Consider the following 19,369-nt stretch of genomic DNA (forward strand, 5'->3'; position numbering starts at 1 on the left):
ACTGCCCACGCTGCCGGCTGGTATGATGCCGCGCTTTGAAAAACCAGCTGTAGACCTGCGAGGAAATGCACCTTGAGTAACGACGCAAAAATGACCGGCGACCTGTTCGAAGTGGACAAGCGCCTGTCGCTCAAACCCGTGGTGGACTTCAATAGCTACCTGCAGGCGGCTTTTGGTGATGGCCCTTGCACCTGCACGCGCTGCGTGGCCAGCGCGGGTGACGAGAAAGGCTACGAGTATCAGCACAGCTTCGACTTCCAGGGCCAGGTAACCCACCGCCGCTTTGCGCTGACCGCTGGCAGCGATGTGTTGCAGATGCTGAAGAAGGCCTGGCTGTCGTACACCAAGGCGGAACTGCCGGGTCACGGCGAGCTGGCGTTGGACACGGTAAAGGAGTTTGTCGAACCGCAGTTGCACAAGCGTCTGCTGCCGTTGTTGCTGGCCAGCGGGTTGGTCAAGGATGTCGAGGGTGGGTTGCACATTCAGCCTGTAGTCGCCTAGGGACCGACCCGGGATACACGCGCCCGGAACGACACCAGATCACTGAAACGATTTACTGTTAATAGTGACAGTAGATTCCTAGTACTCCTCAAGTTATTAATTAACCGTAAAGCCTCTACGAACGGTTTAAATCAACTCTGAGGATTCACTAATGCCAACCCCCCAACCGCACAATACAACCGGCCATTTAACGGCGGACATTGATGGCCGCGCCTACACCGCCGAGTCTGTTTCACTTAACCTTTATAGTTCATCCATTATTGCCGGCGGTCCGATTGAAGGTATCTTGAAAGAGGGGATTTTCTTTACTTTCCCGGACCACATCAAGCCGGGCACATACGAAATGAACAGGGATACCCTTGTAGGTGCCTGGTACAACCCAGGGCAGAATCAGAATAGCTGGTACGCTGACAACAACGATGAGGACAAGATGGAGGTCATCTCTGTTTCATTGGAAGCCGAGCCTTCATTAGAAATTTCTTTCAAGTTTTTTGCGGTCAATTCTGCGGACACGCAACAGCGTAAAAGAATTATCGGCGTCGCGAAGTTCGAAGGCGCCTCGCAACAAGGTACGGTGCAATACAAGACTCAATAACACTATGAGCGCCCAAGTCTGTCTATCGCTGGAATATCCCATTTGTAAAAAGGGCCGCGCTTATTAGCGCTGGCCCTTTTTATTGTTCGCGCCATTGAGTGGCGTCAGCCAAACCACTCCCGCCGCTCCTCAAAGGTGTTGACCACCATTGCCACAATCATCTGCACCTCCTGTGGATGCGCCGCCGCGGCATTGACCGCCATCCACACCTGGCGCTGCATGTCCTGGGCAAACAAGCCCGGCAACGCCATCAAGCCCCGGTCGAAACAACTCATGTAACGCGGCAGCAAGCCAATGCACGCGCTGCAGCGGATCATCTCCAGCATCAGCGGATACGCCTGCACCTGCACCACCCCCGCCAAGCGCTGTTGCACCACTCGGTTCCACGGCGCCAATGCCTCGACCAAGCCGTCAGGCTGCCATTGCACCAGCATGTAGTCCGCCAAGTCATCCACACTGTCCGGGCGTGCGGCCAGGCGTGAGTAGCGTTTGGCGATATGCGGCAGGTAATCCAGGCAGGCCAGTGCCTGCGGTGGATGGGTCGCAAAGCCCGGCCCCGGCTGCGGCGAGTCGACGCCCGCCAGCCACAGCACCACGTCGGCTTCCACTGTCTGCACGGCCTGCGGACTGTCGATACAGACAATCTCCAGGCGCACACTGGCATTGCGGCGCAGCAGGGAGATCAGGTCGCGCCCGAGGATGTCATGCAGGATGGTCTCGGCCACTGCCAGCCGAATCAACGGTTGTTCCTGCACCGGCACCCGCCGTTCATTGGCCAGGGTCACCAGCCGCGCCTGGAGCTGCAGGCCGTCACGGCTCAGCGCCAGGACATTGCCCTGGTAGCTGAACAGTGAACGGCGCATCTGTGCTTCCAGTAACGCCAGGCGTTTGCGCAGCAATGTGGCCTTGATGTTCAGGCTGCGGGCCGCCTGCATGAAACAGCCACAGCGGGCGCTGATCAGGAAGTAGCGCGCCACCTCCGGGTCGATGCCCGCAGCCAGGGCCAGCCAGGCTTCCCGGGGTTCGCCGGGCGCGCGGTAAGGCGTCATGCCGTGGGGTGCTGCAGGTTCTAGATAGTCCATGGGGGGAACTCCCTGTCTTATTGGGTCTGTGCATCCATGCGTACAGCCTGTTTATTCCAGTACCTTGTTCAGTTGCGCCCCGTCGATGCTCAAGGTCGCGGTGTTGAGCATGCCCTCCAGATAGGCCTTGGCGATCTGCTCCTGGCGCTGGGCGCGCAGGGCCTCGGTCAGGCGTGGGCGCAGTTCGTCGAGGCTGGCGGTGCGCGCCGGTTGGTGCTCGGTCAACTTGAGCACATGGAACCCCGCCGCGCTGTGCACCGCATCCGATACCGCACCCGGCTTGAGCCGCGCGACCACGTTGCGCACCTCTGGTACCAGTTGCTGCAAGGGTTGCAGGCCCGAATCACCGCCGCGCCCGGCGCTGCCGGCGTCCTGGGAGTACTGGCTGGCCAGCCCGGCAAACTCCGCCGGGGCCGCCTGGGCCCGGCGGCTCAGTTCCTGGGCCTGGCGCCGCACGGCCTCGGCATTTTGCGGGTCGTCCACGGCGAGGAAGATCTGGCTGACCCGGTACAGCGGCGGTGTCATCCACTGGGCCTTGCCGCTGTCATAGGCCTGCTGCAACTCGGCGGCGCTGGGGTAGTCGGCCGGCACCTGGCTGACCGACAGCAGGTAGTCGCGAAACACGATCTGCTCGGTGGCGGCGCGGGTCTGTTGCTCGACGTCCGGGCGTTGCCGCCAACCCTGGGCATCGGCCTGTTCGAGCACGGCCTTTTGCGCCAGGCGCGAGCGGATCCAGGTTTCCAGGGCACCCCGATTGGCGCGCAACTGCTCGCGCGATTCGGCCGGTAAGGTGGCCAGCAATGCCTGCAGTTCCGGCACGGCCACCTGTTGATTGCCCAGGCGTGCCACCGCCGGGCCCTCTGCGCCGATCACCGGGGCCGGTTGCTGGGCCGCGACCGGGTCGCTACCCGAGCGCAGGCCCAAGCCCACCGCCACCCCCAACAGGGCTAGCGCAGCTACCACCAGGGTTGGTTTTTTCACAGCGCTGGCGCCTCTTCGCGGGTTTCAACCTCAGGTACACCCTGGGCATGCAGGTGCGCGGCGGTCTGGCTGTATTCACGCAGGTAGACGATAAATTCCTGCAACAGCCGATCCCACAACTCCAATTGGCTGCGCAGGTACAGGGCACCGACGCCAGCCACCATCACGTCCATCTCCATCAGCAGGAACTCCCCCTGCACCGACAACCGGGCAAAGCGCCGCGAGGTGTTCCAGACCGGGGCCAGGCCTGCGGGCAACTCGCCCTGGACCCGCAGCGCGCAACTGTAGGTGAAATCCACATAGGCGCCCTGCTCCGCCGCCGGGTTGCCGAAGCGCACGGCAAAGCCGATGCCCTGGCTGGCGCTGAGCAGTTGCACGATGCCGTTCTGCTCGCTCTGGTTGACCCGGTAGCCGGCCTCTTGCAGCAACTCGGTCAGGCGCTGGGGGGTCACGCTGCTCATCAATTCGCTCATGGTTAACTTCTTCCTTGGTTGATCAGTGATTAAGCGCCGCCTGGGGCGCATCGAAACGGCTGTTGTACAGGCCATCGCCAAAACCCTGGGCCAGTTCTTCGAACTTGACCCGCGCGCCGCTGGCGAACGGTTGGCGAATGCTCATGACCTCGGCCACGTCGATTTTTTCGTAGGCCGCGAGCAACGCTTGGGCCACGCCATACATCTGTTGATTCTTGGCTGAACATTGCTGCACTTGTGTGTCACGTTCAGCCAGTTGCGCCTGCAGGCGCGCGCGCTCGGTTTCTTTGCCACGGGCCAGCACCAGCAGGTCGTCATAAGCCTTTTTGAACTTGCCGGTCTGCTCGGCACTCGCCGCCACTTGCGCCTGGGCCTGGCTGTGCAGGCTCTGCTGCTGGCCGGCCAGTTGCTCGGCCAAGCCTCGGGCCTTGTCCAGCTCCAGGCTCAACTGCTTGATCTGCACCTGGGCCTGCTTGGCCTGGTTTTCGGCGGCAATCCGTGCAGCGGCGGCCTGGGCCTGTTCGCTTTGCAGTGCCTGCAGCTGCGCGGTGGTGCTGCGCAACTGGGTGCGCAGGCGCTCCTCCATGCCTTCGGCCGAGGCGCCGGTGGCGACCAGGGCCAGGACCAGTCCGCAAATTCGCATGTTCATGGGTATCTCCCGGCGCGTCAGAAGCGCGTATTCAGTTCCAGTTGCATCACATCGACTTCAAACGGCGCGCCATACACCTCAGAGGCGCTCAGCCAACGGGCGCTGGCGTAGATGTTCTTGTCGATGCCGTAGTTGCCGCCAATGAAGTAGCCCTTGGCGTTGGTGCCGCCGAGGTGGAAGGACGAGTCGTTGAAGCCGTCCGGCAAGGCATCCGGCTGGATGTACTTGTAGCCAGCCAACAGGTTCCAGTCGCCGGCCTTTTTCATCTCCAGGGCGCTGCCGAGGGTGAACTGCACCATCAGCGCATTGCCGCCACTTTCAAACTGGCCCTTGCTGTTGATGTTGTTGACGATCTCGCCTTCGCTGCGCTTGAGCATCTCGCCCTTGTCGTAGGCCAGGTTGTGAATGAAGTTGGCCTGGCTGCGCAGCTTGAAGTCTTGGGGCAGTTCGCTGTCCCACACCAGGTTCAGGTCCAGCACATCGAACTTGGAGGCCAGGCCCACGTATTGCGGTTGCGGGGTCAGGCCCGGGGTCGCCGGGTTGGCGTTGATATTGCGCAGCAGGAACACGCTGTTGCCCTTTTGCATAAAGGCCACGCGCGAGCCGTCGGTGTCGCAGCCCGGCGCGCCGGCCCATGGCGAGCAAGGGCTGGAGCGCTGGCCTTCGATGTCGTCGAAGCGGTAGTAGGCCAATGCGCCCTTGAGGCTGTTGCTGCGGTTGATCTTCCAGTTGGCGCCGATCTGCCCGCCGAACAGCCATTTGGTGTCGCTGTCCTCCTTGTCGAAACCGTTGCTGCTGGCGGTGTCGGAGGTGTACTCCACCGGGAACGCGCCCAGCGTGCCGAACAGGCCCCATTCGTTGTTGAGGCTGTGGTTGAAGATCGCCGCCACGCCGTCGAAGTTGAGGTCGCTGGAGTACATCATGTCGGTGGAATAGAACGGGTTGGCGATCCGCCCGCCCGTCAGGGTCAGGTCCTGGGTGGCCTTCCAGGTCAGGTAGCCCTGGTCGAGCCAGATATCTTTCTTGCCAAAGCCGCCGCCCAAAGTCTGGGTGGTGGACACCGGGTTGTTGTCGGAGCCGGTGCCGATGCGGATGCCTGCGGTCCACTCCGGCGAAATGATCGCCTTCATCCCCAGGCGTGCGCGCAAGCGGAACAGGTTCTCGCGGTCTTCACGGGTGTTGAGCAATGGCGGCAGGCGGGTGTTGGTGTCTTTGTTGACGTCGTAGGGACCGTTCTCGTTGAGCTTGGCGTAATCGACGATTTCGTTGCTGTTGTTGCCAGAGAAGAACCGCGACTCGTCACGCAGGCGGATGTCGCCATCGAAGCTGATACGCGAGACCCAGTCCGGGAAGGTGTTGGGCTGGGCCCAGTTTTCCTGCTTGGCAGTGGCCATGACTTCGGCCTTGACCTGGTCGCGGATCTGATCACGCACGGCGGCCGGCACGTACTGCACCCGCACATCCCCAGGGGCCGCCGCAGGCCCGGTGGCGGCCACCGCGGTCTGGCGCGCCTGCACCGCCTCTTTCTCGGCCTGGGCGATCAACCCCTCGGCCTGTTCCTGCTTGAGCACACCTTGCTGCACCAGCAGGCGGATCAGGTTGATCGTGGCGTTTTCCGAAGGCCCGGCCGGGGCGGCCGTTGCCTGGCCGACCAGGGTCGCGATGACCATGCCGACCGCCAGGGTCACTCGATTCACGTGGGAAATCATTTGCACACAACTCCTGTAGAAAACTGCAAAAAAGGTTGGCTCACTCCGGGCGGCGGCCCTTGAGGGACAGGCGCACCGGCAACGTCAGGGAGGCCGGTGTGCGTTCTTTCAAACGGGGCGTGGCCCGCAGTGCCGCCAGTACCTGGGCGTCGGTGTCGGCATCGCCGCTGGACTGGGCCAGCTCTACACGCGTGACCTCGCCATCGCCGCTCAACCACAGGTCGGCCTGCACCGCATAGGCCTTCTTGCGCAACTCCGGGTCTTCGCGCAGCAAGCGCTGGAACACCCCGGCCAGGTACTGCTTGAACGTGCCCGTGCCCAGGCCGCCCCCACCGGACCCGGCCATGCCGCCGCCCTTGCCGGCCCCCACGTTGAAACCGTCGTTACCGGCCTGGGCATCACCGTCGATCTGCATCGGGTTGGCCAGGTCGTCGGCAGGACTCGGGGGTGCCTCTTGCTCCGGCTTGACCTCCTCCGGCGCAGGTGTGGGCTCAGGCTCGGGGATCTTTTCCTCGACCTGGGGCTCGGGCTCCTTGGGCGGTTCCGGGGGCGGCGGCGGTGGTGGCGGCAACGGGATAATCATCGGCACCTTGGGCGCTTCGCGGCGCACGCCGCTCATGTCATTGGCCCACTGCCACAGGAACCACGCGGCCACGGCGCCCACCAGCAGGCCGGCGCCCCACTTCAGCGGGCGCAGCGGCGACTTCTTCACGGGCGTGGGTGGGATCGGCATCTGTGCGGTCACGATGGTTTGCCAGTGACCAGGCCGACCTGGGACAGCTCCAGGCGGCGCAGCAAATCAAGCACCTCGATGACCTTCTGGTACTGCACCGTGGCATCGCCGCGCACAATCACCGGAAACTCCGGGTTCAGGGCCTTCTCGATACGCAGGCGTTCTTCCAGTTCCCCCAGAGTTACCGGGTAGGCGTCGAGGAATACCTGGCCGCCGTCATTCACCGAAATCGCCTTGGTCTTGGCCTCGGACAACGACACCGAGGCACTGGCCTTGGGCAAGTGGATCTGGATCCCCGAGACCTGGGCCGTGGCGGTGAGGATAAACATCACCAGCACCACCATCAGCACGTCCACCAGGGGCGTGATGTTGATGCTGTCGACGGCGGCGTCTTCGTCATCGTCGTGGGAGGCATTCACAGAAGCCATGCTGATTCTCCTCAGGCCGGTACGTGGGCTGGCTGGGCGCGCCGATGCGCGGCTTCGCTGGACTGGCTCTCGCCGTGCATCTCGGCCAGGCGGGTGATGAACTCATCGACGAACACGCGCATGTCGGCACTGACCTCCTTGTTGCGGGTGATCAGGCGGTTGTAGCCAAACAGTGCGGGGATCGCGACAAACAGGCCCATGGCGGTGGCCAGCAACGCAGCAGCCATGCCCGGGGCGATCGCATTGATGTTCACGTCGCCGGCCATGGCCGTGCCGAGGAACACCACCATGATCCCCAGCACCGTACCGAGCAGGCCGATGTACGGGCCGCCGGCAATGGCGTTGGACAGGGTCGAGAGCTTGGCGCTGAGCTGCTGGTTTTCCCGGGTGCGCACGCCGTCCATGGAGCAGCGGATGGCTTCGATGGTGGCTGCCGAGACCGAGCTGGTGTCGGCGCCCTGGGCGCGGCGGGTGCGGATTTCCTGGACGGCGACGCGGTACAGGCGCCATAACGACGAGTGGCTGAGGCGCTCGGCCAGGATCTGGTCGTCGTAGTACATCTCCAGGCGGGTGCCGATCTGCGCGAACTGCTCGCGGAAGATCTCGTTGGCACTGCTGACGCGGCTGACCATGCGGTTCTTGCGGAACATGATGACCCACGACTGGACCATCATCGCCACCAGCACCAGGATGATCACCCAGGCGTCGATAGGCACGGCCTTGAGCAAAAAGCCCAGGCTGCCGAAACCAAAGCCCGACTGTTCTTCATCCACGCCATAGGCCAGCAGTTTCGACTCAGAACCCTGGGCGCTGGCATCGGCCAACAACGCCCCCGCCGGGCGTGCGACTTTGGACAGGCGCAGCTCATCCATCGCCCCGGCAAAGGGCAGCAGGCCGCCGGTGGACTCCGGCAGGTCGGCGCCAATGGCCAGTTGGGAATTGAACGCCGGCATCGCCAGCGCCAGGGTCGCGGTTTCGCGGCCGTTGACATACAGGGTCACGGCGTTGCCAGCGGCCGTAAAGGCCAGGTGTTGCCATTGGCCGGGGTTCAGCGGCTGGGTCGATACCGCACGCTGGCCGTCGATCTCGACAAACGGCATGCCCTGGTTCAGGCCCAGCACCAGGCTGCTGCTGCCTTCACGGCGGGCCAGCACCACTTGCTCACCGGCGGCCTGGTCCAGGCGCAGCCAGGCACTGAAAGTAAAGGCGCCGCTGGCGGTGTGTTGCAACGACGGACTGGCCGGCAACAGCAACGGCTGGCCGCTGAACTGCAAGGCCCGCCCGATCACGCCGTCGATGCTCGCACCGGTGGCGTTCAGCGCGGTGTTGCCATAGGCCGTGGTGTCACGGGCCGGCGTGCCGTTGGCGCCCTCGAAATGGTAGAGCGCGGTGTAGCTCGGATCGAACGTCAGTTGGCCGTTGCCGGTCGCCGGGGCCTTGTCGTTGCCGTAGTACATCCACAGGTCCTGACGCTGGCCGCCTTCGATCTTGGGCACATCGACCCAGATCAACGCCATGCCCATCAGCGGGTCGAAGCTCTCGATCTGGTGATTGAACACGGTCTTGTCGTCGGCGCTGACAAAGCGCAGGTCGGCGCCGTCTTCCTTGACCCCGTCGAAGGTGAAGTTGCCGGTGTGCAAGCGCACCAGCAAGGCAGTACGGCCCAGCGCCTGATTGATCGCGGCGCCTTGGGGGGTGGTGTCCAGCGAGATCTGTTTACGGTAGTGCCAGTCGTCCTGCCACCAGGCTTGGGCGGTGGCCGGGAGCACGAAGCCCAGGCAGATAAACAGGCTCAGAAATAGGCGTTGCATGTGAAGGGTTCTCCGGAAAAAAGGGTCAGAAAGTCGCCTGCACACTGAAGTGCAGTCGCGAGTCCTGTTTCTGGGTGTTCGGTCCATCGAGCAGCGGGTAGCCCCAATCCAGGCTGCCGGACAACCACTTGCTCAAACTGGCACGGGTGCCGAGGCCGACGCTGGCCAGGCTGTATTCGTCTTCCTGCTCGGGCAGCGGGTCATGCAGGCGCAGGCGCGCGCCTTCGGCAAACGCGTAGAAGCGCCACTCCTGCACATAGCTGCCGAGGAACTTGGCCAGGGATGGCGTACGCAATTCCTGGGAGAGCAAGTAGCCCTCATCCCCGGTGCGTTCGGCGGCCAGGTAGCCACGGATCGACGTGGCGCCACCGGCCGAATACTGCTCGTTGGAGACCAGCGGGCCAGACGCCAGTTGGAACGCGGTCTTGGTCGCCGACTGCCAGTCGCCGGTGAAGGTGTAGGTGTAATTCAGGTCGCCCTTGAGCACGGCAAAGCTGGGGCTGGCCTGGTCGCGTTTGTACTGGAATTCTTCGGCGTCGCTGCCGTAGCCAAAAAACGCACGGGTGCCGACCACCAGGTTCAGGCCCAGGCCCAGTTGCGCCTGCTCGGTGTAGCGGTAGCCGTTGTAGCCGAAGGTCAGCGGCGCGTACTTGAGCGGGATCTGGTCGCGGCTGGCGCCGAACTGCATCTGCTCCTCGAAGTCCTTGAAGTCCACCCCCACCGATAACGAGTTGGCCCATACACCACTGGCCGGCAGGTTGTAGATCGCCGAGACGCCGTAGGAGTGACCCTTGCCCAGCACGTTGCTGCCGCCGATGGTGGCGATATTGCTGTCGGACTGATAACCGGAGAACTGCACAGTCCAGCGCTCGTTGAGCGGCGCGCTGTAGGCGCCGGACCAGACCTTGGCGTTTTCGCTGTCCTGGGGCGCAGTAAAGAAGGTCAAGGACACGCTGTGGCCCAGTTGCCAGAGGTTGTCGTAGCCCAGGGTCGCGACACTGCGCAGCTTCTCGGTGTCGGCACTGTAGTCGTTGTTCAGGCCGAGGCTGGCGTGCCAGGGGTTCTGGTCCTCCACTTGCAGGTCCACATCCATGGTGCCGGGGCGCTGGCCCTCGCGCACCAGCGGCGTGACCTGGCGCCCTGCCCCGCGATTGAGGCCGGCGAGCTGGGTCTGCACCGTGGCAAAATCCGGCACCGCCCCCTCCTTCAGCGCCGAAACTTCTTCGCGGATCTCTACCGGCGAATAGTGCTTGGCCCCCACCACCCGCACTCGGCCGACCTTGGTCTCGCTGACTTGCAGGTAGACGATGCCGTCATCGACCTTCTGCTCGGGCAATTCGACAAACACCGACTGATAACCGCGCGCCTGGTAGATCTTCTGCAAGGCATCGCGGGCGCCTTCGATATCGCTCAAGGTCTTTTGCGGGCCCAGGAACGGGTACACCGCCTCTTCGATCGCCCGAGCGTCGAGCACCGTATTGCCGCGCACAAAGTACTCATTGACGTCCACCCGCCGCACCGCGGCCTCGGACGCGCCACCTGGCTCATCGGCTGACACCGGCAGCGCCAGTGTCAGCCAGCACAGCGCCAGCGTTGATTTGAACAGATGCGTCACACCGCCCCCTGGATTACTCGAATGGCTGGCCTTCACGGTTGTTGGCACCACGTTCGGCCGACTCAATTGCTGGATGTCGAGGTATTGGCATGCCGTGCCAGCCAGGTATGCAGCAGCGCGAAGTTCAAGGAGAACTCCGGCATGTGCAGCAAGGCGCCACAGAACACTTCACCGATGATTTTCTGGATCAACTGCACCGCCCGTGGGTTGCCCAGGAGCGTGGCGATATCGCGCTGCAGAACGTGGATGCCCCACACCCGCTGGGTCAGGTCGAGGCCGACGAACCAGCGGAACAGCAGGTTGTAGTTGAGTTGCTCGTGCAGTTGCTGTTCGCTGGGCACCGAATAGAGCAGTTGCAGCAGCAGAATCTGCAGCACCGTGCGCGGGGCGATAAGCATGCCAGGCTCGGCATTCAGGGCCTGCAGCAAGTCGTGGTGCTGCTCCAGCACCTCGTCGATCTGCGGGCGCAGCAACACCAGGGAGTGACCGGCAGGTATATAGCTGGACACCTCTTTCAAAGCGCCTTGCCAGTCCTCCTGGGACACGATCCAGACCCAGGGCGCGCCATAGCGATAGACCGACACCGGCTTCTTGCGGGCGGCTTCGACGATCTTCGACAGGCGCTGATCGAGTTCCTGCATGCCTACTTTCGAGTAGCGTTCCATAGTTCCCATCCGCCCCACTCCTGGCCTGTTTCGCGTGCTTGAGCGCGTTACATAGGCAAGACGGAGGGACGGGGGGACTACCGAACTTTTGTCATAAAAGCTTCATTCCGCAGGGCTGATTGTCGGGCGTCGTCAGCAACCTAATGTGGGAGAGGGCTTGTTCGCGATGGGCGTAGGTCGCTACACAGCTCTCTTCTGGGTTTGTGTACATATCCGTTGCTGCGGTCATGGCCACTTAGGGTTCCGCCCTTACGGCGGCTCACTTTGGAAAGCCCCAAAGTAAGCAAAGGGCTCTTGCCCCACCACTCGGCACCTCGCCCAGGCTCGGTGTGCCCGTCATCCGACATTGATTTGGGGGGCCGCCGCGATGGGCCATCCATGGCCCAGCGCGGCTAACCCGGCGTCCTGCCGGGTTACCCCCCAAATCAATATCGGATGACGGCCAGCGTGGTTTAACGGGGCGCCTCAGATCAAAATCACAAGCAAAGCGAGGCGGCCTGACAGCCGACCTGATCGTCGAGGCGTGCGCGTGTACCTGTGGGAGCTGGCTTGCCTGCGATGGCGGTGTATCAGTCGATAAATGTATTGGCTGATGAACCGCCATCGCAGGCAAGCCAGCTCCCACAGGGGGAATGCAGCTTCGCGCTCTGGCTTTGGCATTGCTGTTGCTGTTGCTGTTGCTCTGCTTTTGATCTGGCTTTTGATCTTGATCTTAGGCGCCCCGTTAAACCACGATGGCCGCAGGCAGGCATTGCGCAGTGGGCACCCCGGCATGGATGCCGGGGTAGCCGCGACACGGCCAGGGATGGCCGATCGCGGCGGGCCCACGGAGCAATGCCTGACTGCGGGCATGCCGAGCCTAGGCGAGGCACCGAGTGGTGGGGCAAGAGCCCTTTGCTTACTTTGGGGCTTTCCAAAGTGAGCCGCCGTAAGGGCGGAACCCTAAGTGGCCGTGACCGCAGCAACGGATATGTACACAACCCCCAACAACCATGAAAGAGTTGTGTAGATACCTATGCCACAAACCGCGCGTCTACAGATCCGGAGGCAAATGCTGCACACCCTGCAGCGGCAGTTCATAAGACTTCTTCACCGTACGCACCACCAACGTCGACGAATAAGTGCGAATCGGAATATCACGGTAAGTGTCGAGAAACCGATAGATATATTCGGTGTACTCCGTGGCATCGCGAAACTTGGCCACCATCACAAAATCGAACTCCCCGGTCATCAGGTAGCAGTCCTGAATCTCCGGGCGGGTGGCCAGGATGTGTTGCATCTTGCGATCAATGTCGTTGCTGTCCTTGTCGAGCTTGATCAAAAAGAACGCCGTGACCTGGATCCCCAGCTTTTTTTCATCCAGCACCGCGACTTTCGCCTTGATGATCCCCACGCTCTCCAGGCGCCGGATGCGCCGGTAACAACTGGTCGAGGACAGCCCCACGCTGTCGCTGAGCAGGTCCAGGCTCTGGGTACAATCCTTCTGCAATTTGCCGAGAATTTTCAAATCCATGGCGTCTGTCATTATTTCCACTTCTTCCTTGAGAAAACTGCAATGAATCCGCCGTAACGGGCGGCCAATTTGCACAAATCACTGCACAGTGGCCCGTTACTATCAATTCCAGCTTAGCAGCCCCGAAAGATCCAGCATGGGCGGCGTGAGAGGGATCTTATGATAGTTGCGAAACCGACATGGACCGCTGATATCCAAGGGCTTTTCACCGCGCCTTACTGGATACCGCCCGCCGAGCGCGGCCAGGTCGCAGGCTCGTGGGTGCGTTGCATGAATGCCTACGACGTGTTCCTGGAAGACCCCGATTCGGTCAAGGCCTGGTCCGAAACCATCTACCAGCACCTGGCCTCACGCAACATGCCGCTGACCCTGGATGACCGGCAGTTCTGGCCGATCGACGCCCTGGAAACCTTCCGGTTGTGGGTCAACCAGGGCTGGCGCCTGAACAGTTTTTCGCCGTTCGATATCGCCGAGCGCATCCCGCCGCCAGACCTGCCGCACCCGGTCAGGCGCGTGCGCCAGGACATCCGCGCGCTGAGTCAGGAACAACTGGACCTGTACCGCGCGCGGCTCGATGACGTGATGCAGATCGGCAACCCGGACAGTGGCTCGCCGTGGCAACGCTATGCCTATATCCACAGCAACTGGTGCCTGCATTATCAGGAGGCCTTTGCCCTGTGGCATCGCGCTTACCTGCTGTACCTGGAAGCCTTGATTGACTACCCGATCCCGTACTGGGACTGGATGGCCGAAGACGCCAGTGTCGATGGCAGCCCCCAGGCCGGTTTGCCCCAGGCGTTTCTCGATGAAACCTATGTGCACCCCCGCAGCGGCGAAGTACGGCCCAACCCATTGCGCTATGCGGCGGCCAAGGATGGGCGCTCGAAGGTGTGTGCCTCGGGCAATGTCGAGGGCGTGGACTGCCGCTTTGTGCAACGCAACCCGCTGTTCTACACCCAGGGCGACTCACAACGCCTCAAACGCACCCAGTTGTATGGCATGAGCCGGATTTTCCAGCAGCAGGTGGTGGATGCCTTGACGTTCAAGACCTTCAGCCAGCCCCAGGGTGTGCCGGGGTATCCCTGGGCCAATATCACCGAATTCGATCCGCCGCAAAAAGACGAGTTGTACCCCAATCGCACACTGAATTTCGATGGCCTGTACGAGCAGCCCCACGACAACTATCACGGCTGGATCGGCGGCGATATGGCCGATAACGCCTACACCGCGTTTGACCCACTGTTCTGCTCTTACCACGCCAATATCGACCGCGTGCTGGAGATCTGGATCCGCGCCAACCCGGCGGCGCAGTACACCACCCAGTGCCTGCTCCAGCCGTTTGCCGGCAACCAGGCCGAGACAGTCACGTTCACCAGTGCCGATGCCTGGCGCTACACCACCCTGGGCGATATGGCCCAGGACAGCCGGCACATCGGCTACGACTACGGCACCCCAGTGGCGCCGCCGTTCGGTGCACGACGCGCCAGCGCAAAAGCGTGCTGCCCGCACAGTGCCGCGCCTGCCCAGGAGCAGGCCCAGGCCAGCGGCCCGTGGGTAGTGTTCGACCATGTGCGCTGCACCCACGACACCTACCTGATCGACGTTTTCCTCAACCAGGCCGACGCCACGCCCCAGCAGGTCAGCGCTGAGAACCCGCACTACGTCGGGCGCTTCAGCCGGATCGGCATGGGCCTGGTGGATGACAAGGGGCGCTGCATCCCCCATGGCGTGTGCCGCGCGCTGAATGCCGCGCGCAGTGTCACGGCATTGCACCTTGGCCCCACGGACGAGCTGCAGTTGAGCCTGCTGGTCACCCATCTCGATAGTGGCCGGGTATTGGCGCCGCAAGAGTATGCGCCGCTGCCTGGCTTTATCGCCCAACTGGTGTGGGACGACCCGCGCCAGACCGTTGCCGACCCTCCCCCGAGTGCCGGTTGCTGCTCCGTTTCTACCCCCCATGGAGATCTGACATGAGCACGCCCTTCAAGCAATTCACCTCCCCCGCCGGGCAAGCGCCAAAGGACTACAACAAGCTGGGCCTGGAAGACCAGTTGCCGCAATTTGAAACCGACTGGAACAACGACGTCACCGGCTGGACCGAAGCGGCGATCATCGGCAACCCATGGTCGGGCCTGTACGACGCGCCACGCTCGGGCTATTACAACCCGCTGGTCGAGGGCTATGGCGACACCACCCCGCCGGCGATTACCTGGCAACCCTTTCCCAACCGGCTGTGGACGTTTTTTTATAGCAACGGCACGGCGGTGATTCCGCAACTGGGCGGCAAGGCCATGACCCTGCAACAGGTCATGGAACTGACCGACAATGGCCAGATCACCATCAACGACACCCTGTACACCCTGTACGACCCGGACAAGAAAGGCACCCTGCTGCAACTGCCGGTGACCCGTTGCCCGAGTATCGACTGGAACGGCAAGTACAAGGATTTCTCACCCTCGGGCCCACGGGGCTGGCTGGACGAGTATTGCGAGTGGTCGATTGTCCGCGATGCCAATGGCGACATGCGCAAAATCACCTTCACCAGCGAAAACCCGGCGTACTTCCTGGCCATGTGGCGCATCGACCCGAATGCCGTGCTGGGACTGTATCGCGACTACATCGACCCGAACGTCCAACTCGAAGACCTCTACCTGCGCTACGCCACCAACTGCCCGACCGGCAATGCCGGGGATCCGGTGATTGACCCGACCACGGGCCTGCCCGCCTACGACACTGTCAACAAATGGAACGCCGGCACCGCCTGTACGCCCGGCCAGTTCGGTGGCGCGATGCACCTGACGTCCGGCCCCAACACCCTCAGCGCCGAGGTGTACCTGGCGGCGGCGGCCACGATCATGCGGCCCCTGAAAAGCAGCCAGAACCCTCAGTCGCTGATCTGCTGCGCGCAATATGGGCAGAACTATCGCAACTCCGACCCGCATATCGGTTTTGCGGCCAATGAGGCGGCCATCAGCAACCGTATATCCCTGACCAATCCCATCGCCCTGTACCTGCAGCAACCGACCAACTTCAGCGCGTGGAAAGGCCCGCAGGGCCAGGATGTGAGTCAGTACTGGCGCATTACCCGCGGCACCGCCAAATCGGCGATCAACGGCTCCGACCAGATCCTCCAGGCGGTGTTCGAGGTGCCGCAAAGCGCGGGGTTCTCGATCAATGACATCACCATCAACGGCCAGGCCGTGGACTATGTGTGGGTGATTGCCCAGCAACTGCTGGTGGGCCTGAGTGTGACCGTCATGCCGAGCACCACGGCGGCGCCGTCTCCTTGCGTACAAGACCGGGTCAATGGCCTGCAACCCTGGCCGGTGCAGTTATTGCCGCTGGACCTGTTCTACGGCCAGTCGCCTACCGACCTGCCGGCCTGGCTGGCCCCTGGCAGCAGCGGGCAGTTTGTCCTGGTGGTGCAAGGCGCCGATCTGCAGACCACCGCCGCCACGGCGAGGATCCAGTTCAGCAATCCCGGGGTGACGGCACAGGTCACGAAGTTCATGCCCGACGCCTCGGCCATTCCCGGCCAGACCAACGCGGGCGGCACCCAGGGTTACATCATGACCATCAGCGTCGCGGCGAACGCGGCGCCGGGACTGGTGACGGTACGCGCGCTCAACCCGGGCGAGGCGGATAACGTCAGCGCGGCGGACCACCCGTGGGAATCCGGGCTGGCGCTGGTGCCATCCACCTAAGCCCCCCCCCTGTGGCGAGGGGGCAAGCCCCTCGCCACAACAAGCCCCCTCATTTGTGCAAGGAGCGCGATGATGTCCAGGTTTCGCTTGAGTCGTCTGCTGCTGGTCAGCACCCTGCTGTCACTGTTTATCCTGCCCTTGGCCCACGCGTCCGATGCCGATAACTGCGTCCAGCAGCAACTGGTGTTCAACCCCAAGAGCGGCGGGTTTATGCCGGTCAACAACTTCAACACCACCGGCCAGAGCTTTATGAATTGCTTTGGCTGGCAATTGTTCATCGCCCTGAACTGGCCGGTGGACCCCGGCTGGCCGGCCAATGCCAGCCTGGCGGGCGAGCCGGACAGAACCATCGCCGTCGCGCAATTCGGCGTGCCCACCACCGCCGGGCAGCCCATGAGCGTGGCGCCGGTATGGGCCAGCTACAAAGACGCCAATGAGATTTTCCTGCCCGGTGCACCCAAGCCCAGCGGTTGGGGGGTGCAAACCCTGGTGCCGCCCAATTGCAGCAGCCAGGACAGCCTCCAGGCCCTGTCGGTAGGGGCGCGTAAATTCATGAATGCCACCTCGGAAAGCGCGACCAACGCCAAGCATCGCTTCCACTTGTCCAGCGGCACCCTGGCGTCGATTCCCGACCCGATCATGGAAGCCGCCGGTGGCTGGCTCACGGACCAGACCGGCAACCTGGTGTATTTCGAACGCAAGGTGGGCAAGGCCGAGTTCGACTACATCGTCGACAACGGTCTGTACGATGCCGCCAATCAACTGATCGTCGCGCAAAACAGCGATGGCAAACACCCGGCCGGCCTGTCGCTGCCCGCCGGTGAGCTGATGCGCTCGATGCCCACCACCCCGCTGCCCCAGGAGCAACTGGGCGCCCTGGAACTCAAGGCCGCCTGGCGCATCCTCACCGGCCAGCCCCAGCTCTACGGGCGCTACCTGACCACTGTGGCCTGGCTCAAGAACCCCGCCACCCTGCAATGCACCCAACAGGTGGTGGGCCTGGTGGGCCTGCATATCATCAACAAGACCCAGAGCTCACCGAACTTTATCTGGACTACCTTCGAGCACGTGGACAACGTACCGGAACCGGGCCAGGTGCCCGCGCAACAGCTGCCCCCGGACGGCTACACCTTCAACAATCCCAACTGCACCGGCGGCCCCGATGTGTGTACGCCGAACGTGGCGCGCATCCAGTGCAAACAGCACCACCCGGATCGCGAATGCACCGAACCCTATCCACGGGACCAACCGGTGCAGACCACCCGCGAACACCCACTGTCGTCGGACATGCAGGCGCTCAACGGCGCGGTGCAGGCCAGCTTCGCCCAACAGACCAACGGCCAGTCGGTGTTCCAGTACTACAAGCTGATCAATGTGCTGTGGATCACCGCCCCGACGCCGCCCGACCCCGAGCCGGGCCCGAATGCGAAGGTTCCCCTGTCCTACGGTGCTTTTATCAGCGACAGCAACGTACCCGTGGCCAATACCACCCTGGAGACGTACGTCCAGGGCATGAACTGCAATGACTGCCATCAGCAAGCGACCATTGCCGGCAGCGCCACCCTGGCCTCGGACTTCTCGTTCCTGTTCAACAACGCCGATTCGGCCAAACATACAAGCCTGATCAAACGCGTACATGCCTTCGAAACCCTCAAGGACGGCCAACCATGAAACGCTCCCTCGCCACCCTGCTGCTCGCCCTGTCAATGGCCCTCGCCCCCCAGGCCTTTGCCCATTCGGCCCATGAACTGCACGCCCTGAACAACGGCGCCGATGCCGATGCACCGGGCAACCACGGCATGTTCATGGTCGGCTCGCAGACCCTGTTCCTGGTGCACATGCCGATGTTCACCACGGAAAAGCACATGTACCAGATCGTCCTGCAGGCCAGCCTGCCGGCTGACGTAATGGCCAAGTACCAGGCCCTGCGCGCGGCCAACCCGAGCAAGCCGTATAACCTGATCAATGTCGATAACGACACCTTCACCCTGCCCCAACTCAAGGCCGGCGAAGTGACCGCGTTCAAGGCGACGATCTATGACGGCTACTCCAATGATGGCGGCGGCACCCCGGGGCCGGTGCTGTTTGACAACGTGCCGGTGACGGTCGAGGCGGTGGTGATCTACCGGCCGTTCAACCTGGGGATCGAGCGGCCCAAACAGATGGTGTACACCCTGTTTGGCCGGGGTAATGAGGCGCACCTGACGCACTACATCGCCCAGGATCCGGACTTCCAGGAAATCATCACCCTGCCTGGGCCACCGGCGCCGTTTTCGGCGGCGCAATTGGTGTCTACGGTGGATTTGAATTTCACCACGGTGCAGTCGTTGCCGATTGTGTGTCAGTCGCCGCTCAAGCCTGGGGTTTATCCGACCTTGCTGGAGGGGCGTGCGGATGCGCCGGTGGCGCTGGACCTGGGGCCGGCGGCGCAGCGTGTGTGGTATTCGACGGGGAATTTGTTGAACAAGACCGATCCTTGCCAACCTTGAGTGGGTATAAGGCAGCTTCGACATTTGATGTGTGATGTGGCAGGGGTTTTTCTGCTTCGCCCGGATCCTGTTGGTGGGTCAGTCGATACCTCTTTGGCTGAACTTGCGGCATCGCGGCATGAGTATCTATACAACTCTCTTCTGAGTGTGTGTGTACATATCCGTTGCTGCGGTCACGGCGGCTATTGGTTCCGCCCTTACGGCGGGTCACTTTTGGAAAAGAGCCCCAAAAGTAACCAAAAGGGCTCTTGCCCCACCACTCGGTGCCTCGCCTAGGCTCGGCATGCCCGCAGTCAGGCATTGCTCCGTGGGCCCGCCGCGATCGGCCATCCATGGCCGTGTCGCGGCTACCCCGGCATCCATGCCGGGGTGCCCACTGCGCAATACCTGCCTGCGGCCATCGTGGTTTAACGGGGCGCCT

17 protein-coding genes are annotated in these 19,369 nt (G+C 62.6%); 6 read left to right on the forward strand and 11 right to left on the reverse strand.

Annotated elements, in window-relative coordinates; genetic code table 11:
• The first annotated feature begins 72 nt into the window (after window positions 1-72).
• Together HBR93_RS23405 and HBR93_RS23410 are read left to right on the forward strand one after the other, a co-directional pair.
• Window positions 73-501 (forward strand): hypothetical protein, encoded by a 429-nt coding sequence (locus tag HBR93_RS23405; RefSeq protein ID WP_057959888.1) that lies wholly within the window; start codon window positions 73-75, stop codon window positions 499-501.
• Window positions 502-652: 151 nt separating this feature from the next.
• Window positions 653-1,096, forward strand: coding sequence for a hypothetical protein (locus HBR93_RS23410; protein ID WP_169961190.1), 444 nt, complete (start codon window positions 653-655; stop codon window positions 1,094-1,096).
• A 104-nt stretch (window positions 1,097-1,200) separates the two neighbouring features.
• On the opposite strand, the gene HBR93_RS23415 is transcribed toward HBR93_RS23410, so the two are convergent.
• The 11 genes from HBR93_RS23415 to HBR93_RS23465 form a co-directional block, all read right to left on the reverse strand.
• The gene (locus tag HBR93_RS23415) at window positions 1,201-2,178 is read right to left on the reverse strand and encodes a LysR family transcriptional regulator (RefSeq protein ID WP_057959890.1); all 978 of its coding nucleotides are present in this window, start codon (window positions 2,176-2,178) and stop codon (window positions 1,201-1,203) included.
• A gap of 51 nt (window positions 2,179-2,229) precedes the next feature.
• Window positions 2,230-3,159: a peptidylprolyl isomerase gene (locus HBR93_RS23420; RefSeq protein WP_169961191.1), complete on the reverse strand. Its 930-nt coding sequence runs from the start codon at window positions 3,157-3,159 to the stop codon at window positions 2,230-2,232.
• Entirely contained in the window at window positions 3,156-3,632 is a 477-nt protein-coding gene (locus HBR93_RS23425; protein ID WP_169961192.1) for a YbjN domain-containing protein, read from the reverse strand. The genes HBR93_RS23420 and HBR93_RS23425 overlap by 4 nt, the downstream gene beginning before the upstream one ends.
• Window positions 3,633-3,654: 22 nt before the next feature.
• Window positions 3,655-4,281, reverse strand: a complete 627-nt coding sequence (locus HBR93_RS23430) for a DNA repair protein (RefSeq protein WP_115127987.1) — start codon at window positions 4,279-4,281, stop codon at window positions 3,655-3,657.
• Window positions 4,282-4,298: 17 nt separating this feature from the next.
• Complete coding sequence (locus HBR93_RS23435) at window positions 4,299-5,990, reverse strand: putative porin (protein ID WP_076964767.1); 1,692 nt, start codon at window positions 5,988-5,990, stop codon at window positions 4,299-4,301.
• Window positions 5,991-6,030: 40 nt separating this feature from the next.
• On the reverse strand, window positions 6,031-6,735 hold the full coding sequence (locus HBR93_RS23440) for an energy transducer TonB (protein WP_076964766.1): 705 nt from the start codon (window positions 6,733-6,735) through the stop codon (window positions 6,031-6,033).
• Window positions 6,732-7,151: a biopolymer transporter ExbD gene (locus HBR93_RS23445; protein WP_057438708.1), complete on the reverse strand. Its 420-nt coding sequence runs from the start codon at window positions 7,149-7,151 to the stop codon at window positions 6,732-6,734. The genes HBR93_RS23440 and HBR93_RS23445 overlap by 4 nt, the downstream gene beginning before the upstream one ends.
• Window positions 7,152-7,162: 11 nt before the next feature.
• Window positions 7,163-8,962 (reverse strand): MotA/TolQ/ExbB proton channel family protein, encoded by a 1,800-nt coding sequence (locus HBR93_RS23450; RefSeq protein ID WP_169961193.1) that lies wholly within the window; start codon window positions 8,960-8,962, stop codon window positions 7,163-7,165.
• A gap of 25 nt (window positions 8,963-8,987) precedes the next feature.
• Window positions 8,988-10,577: a ShlB/FhaC/HecB family hemolysin secretion/activation protein gene (locus tag HBR93_RS23455; RefSeq protein WP_057438710.1), complete on the reverse strand. Its 1,590-nt coding sequence runs from the start codon at window positions 10,575-10,577 to the stop codon at window positions 8,988-8,990.
• 62 nt (window positions 10,578-10,639) lie between these two features.
• Window positions 10,640-11,242: a transposase gene (locus tag HBR93_RS23460; RefSeq protein WP_057438711.1), complete on the reverse strand. Its 603-nt coding sequence runs from the start codon at window positions 11,240-11,242 to the stop codon at window positions 10,640-10,642.
• Between the two features lie 1,033 nt (window positions 11,243-12,275).
• Entirely contained in the window at window positions 12,276-12,755 is a 480-nt protein-coding gene (locus tag HBR93_RS23465; RefSeq protein ID WP_057438712.1) for an Lrp/AsnC family transcriptional regulator, read from the reverse strand.
• A 159-nt stretch (window positions 12,756-12,914) separates the two neighbouring features.
• On the opposite strand from HBR93_RS23465, the gene HBR93_RS23470 reads away from it, so the two are divergent.
• From HBR93_RS23470 to HBR93_RS23485, 4 genes are all read left to right on the forward strand, one after another.
• The gene (locus HBR93_RS23470) at window positions 12,915-14,729 is read left to right on the forward strand and encodes a tyrosinase family protein (protein WP_169961194.1); all 1,815 of its coding nucleotides are present in this window, start codon (window positions 12,915-12,917) and stop codon (window positions 14,727-14,729) included.
• Complete coding sequence (locus HBR93_RS23475; RefSeq protein ID WP_057959146.1) at window positions 14,726-16,459, forward strand: hypothetical protein; 1,734 nt, start codon at window positions 14,726-14,728, stop codon at window positions 16,457-16,459. Before HBR93_RS23470 ends, HBR93_RS23475 begins: the two co-directional genes overlap by 4 nt.
• Window positions 16,460-16,531: 72 nt before the next feature.
• Window positions 16,532-18,130: a hypothetical protein gene (locus tag HBR93_RS23480; protein ID WP_169961195.1), complete on the forward strand. Its 1,599-nt coding sequence runs from the start codon at window positions 16,532-16,534 to the stop codon at window positions 18,128-18,130.
• Entirely contained in the window at window positions 18,127-18,948 is an 822-nt protein-coding gene (locus tag HBR93_RS23485) for a hypothetical protein (protein WP_169961196.1), read from the forward strand. The genes HBR93_RS23480 and HBR93_RS23485 overlap by 4 nt, the downstream gene beginning before the upstream one ends.
• Window positions 18,949-19,369 lie beyond the last annotated feature (421 nt).

The sequence above is a fragment of the Pseudomonas sp. WS 5411 genome (genome assembly GCF_012985595.1).
Classification (GTDB): Bacteria; Pseudomonadota; Gammaproteobacteria; order Pseudomonadales; family Pseudomonadaceae; genus Aquipseudomonas; species Aquipseudomonas shahriarae.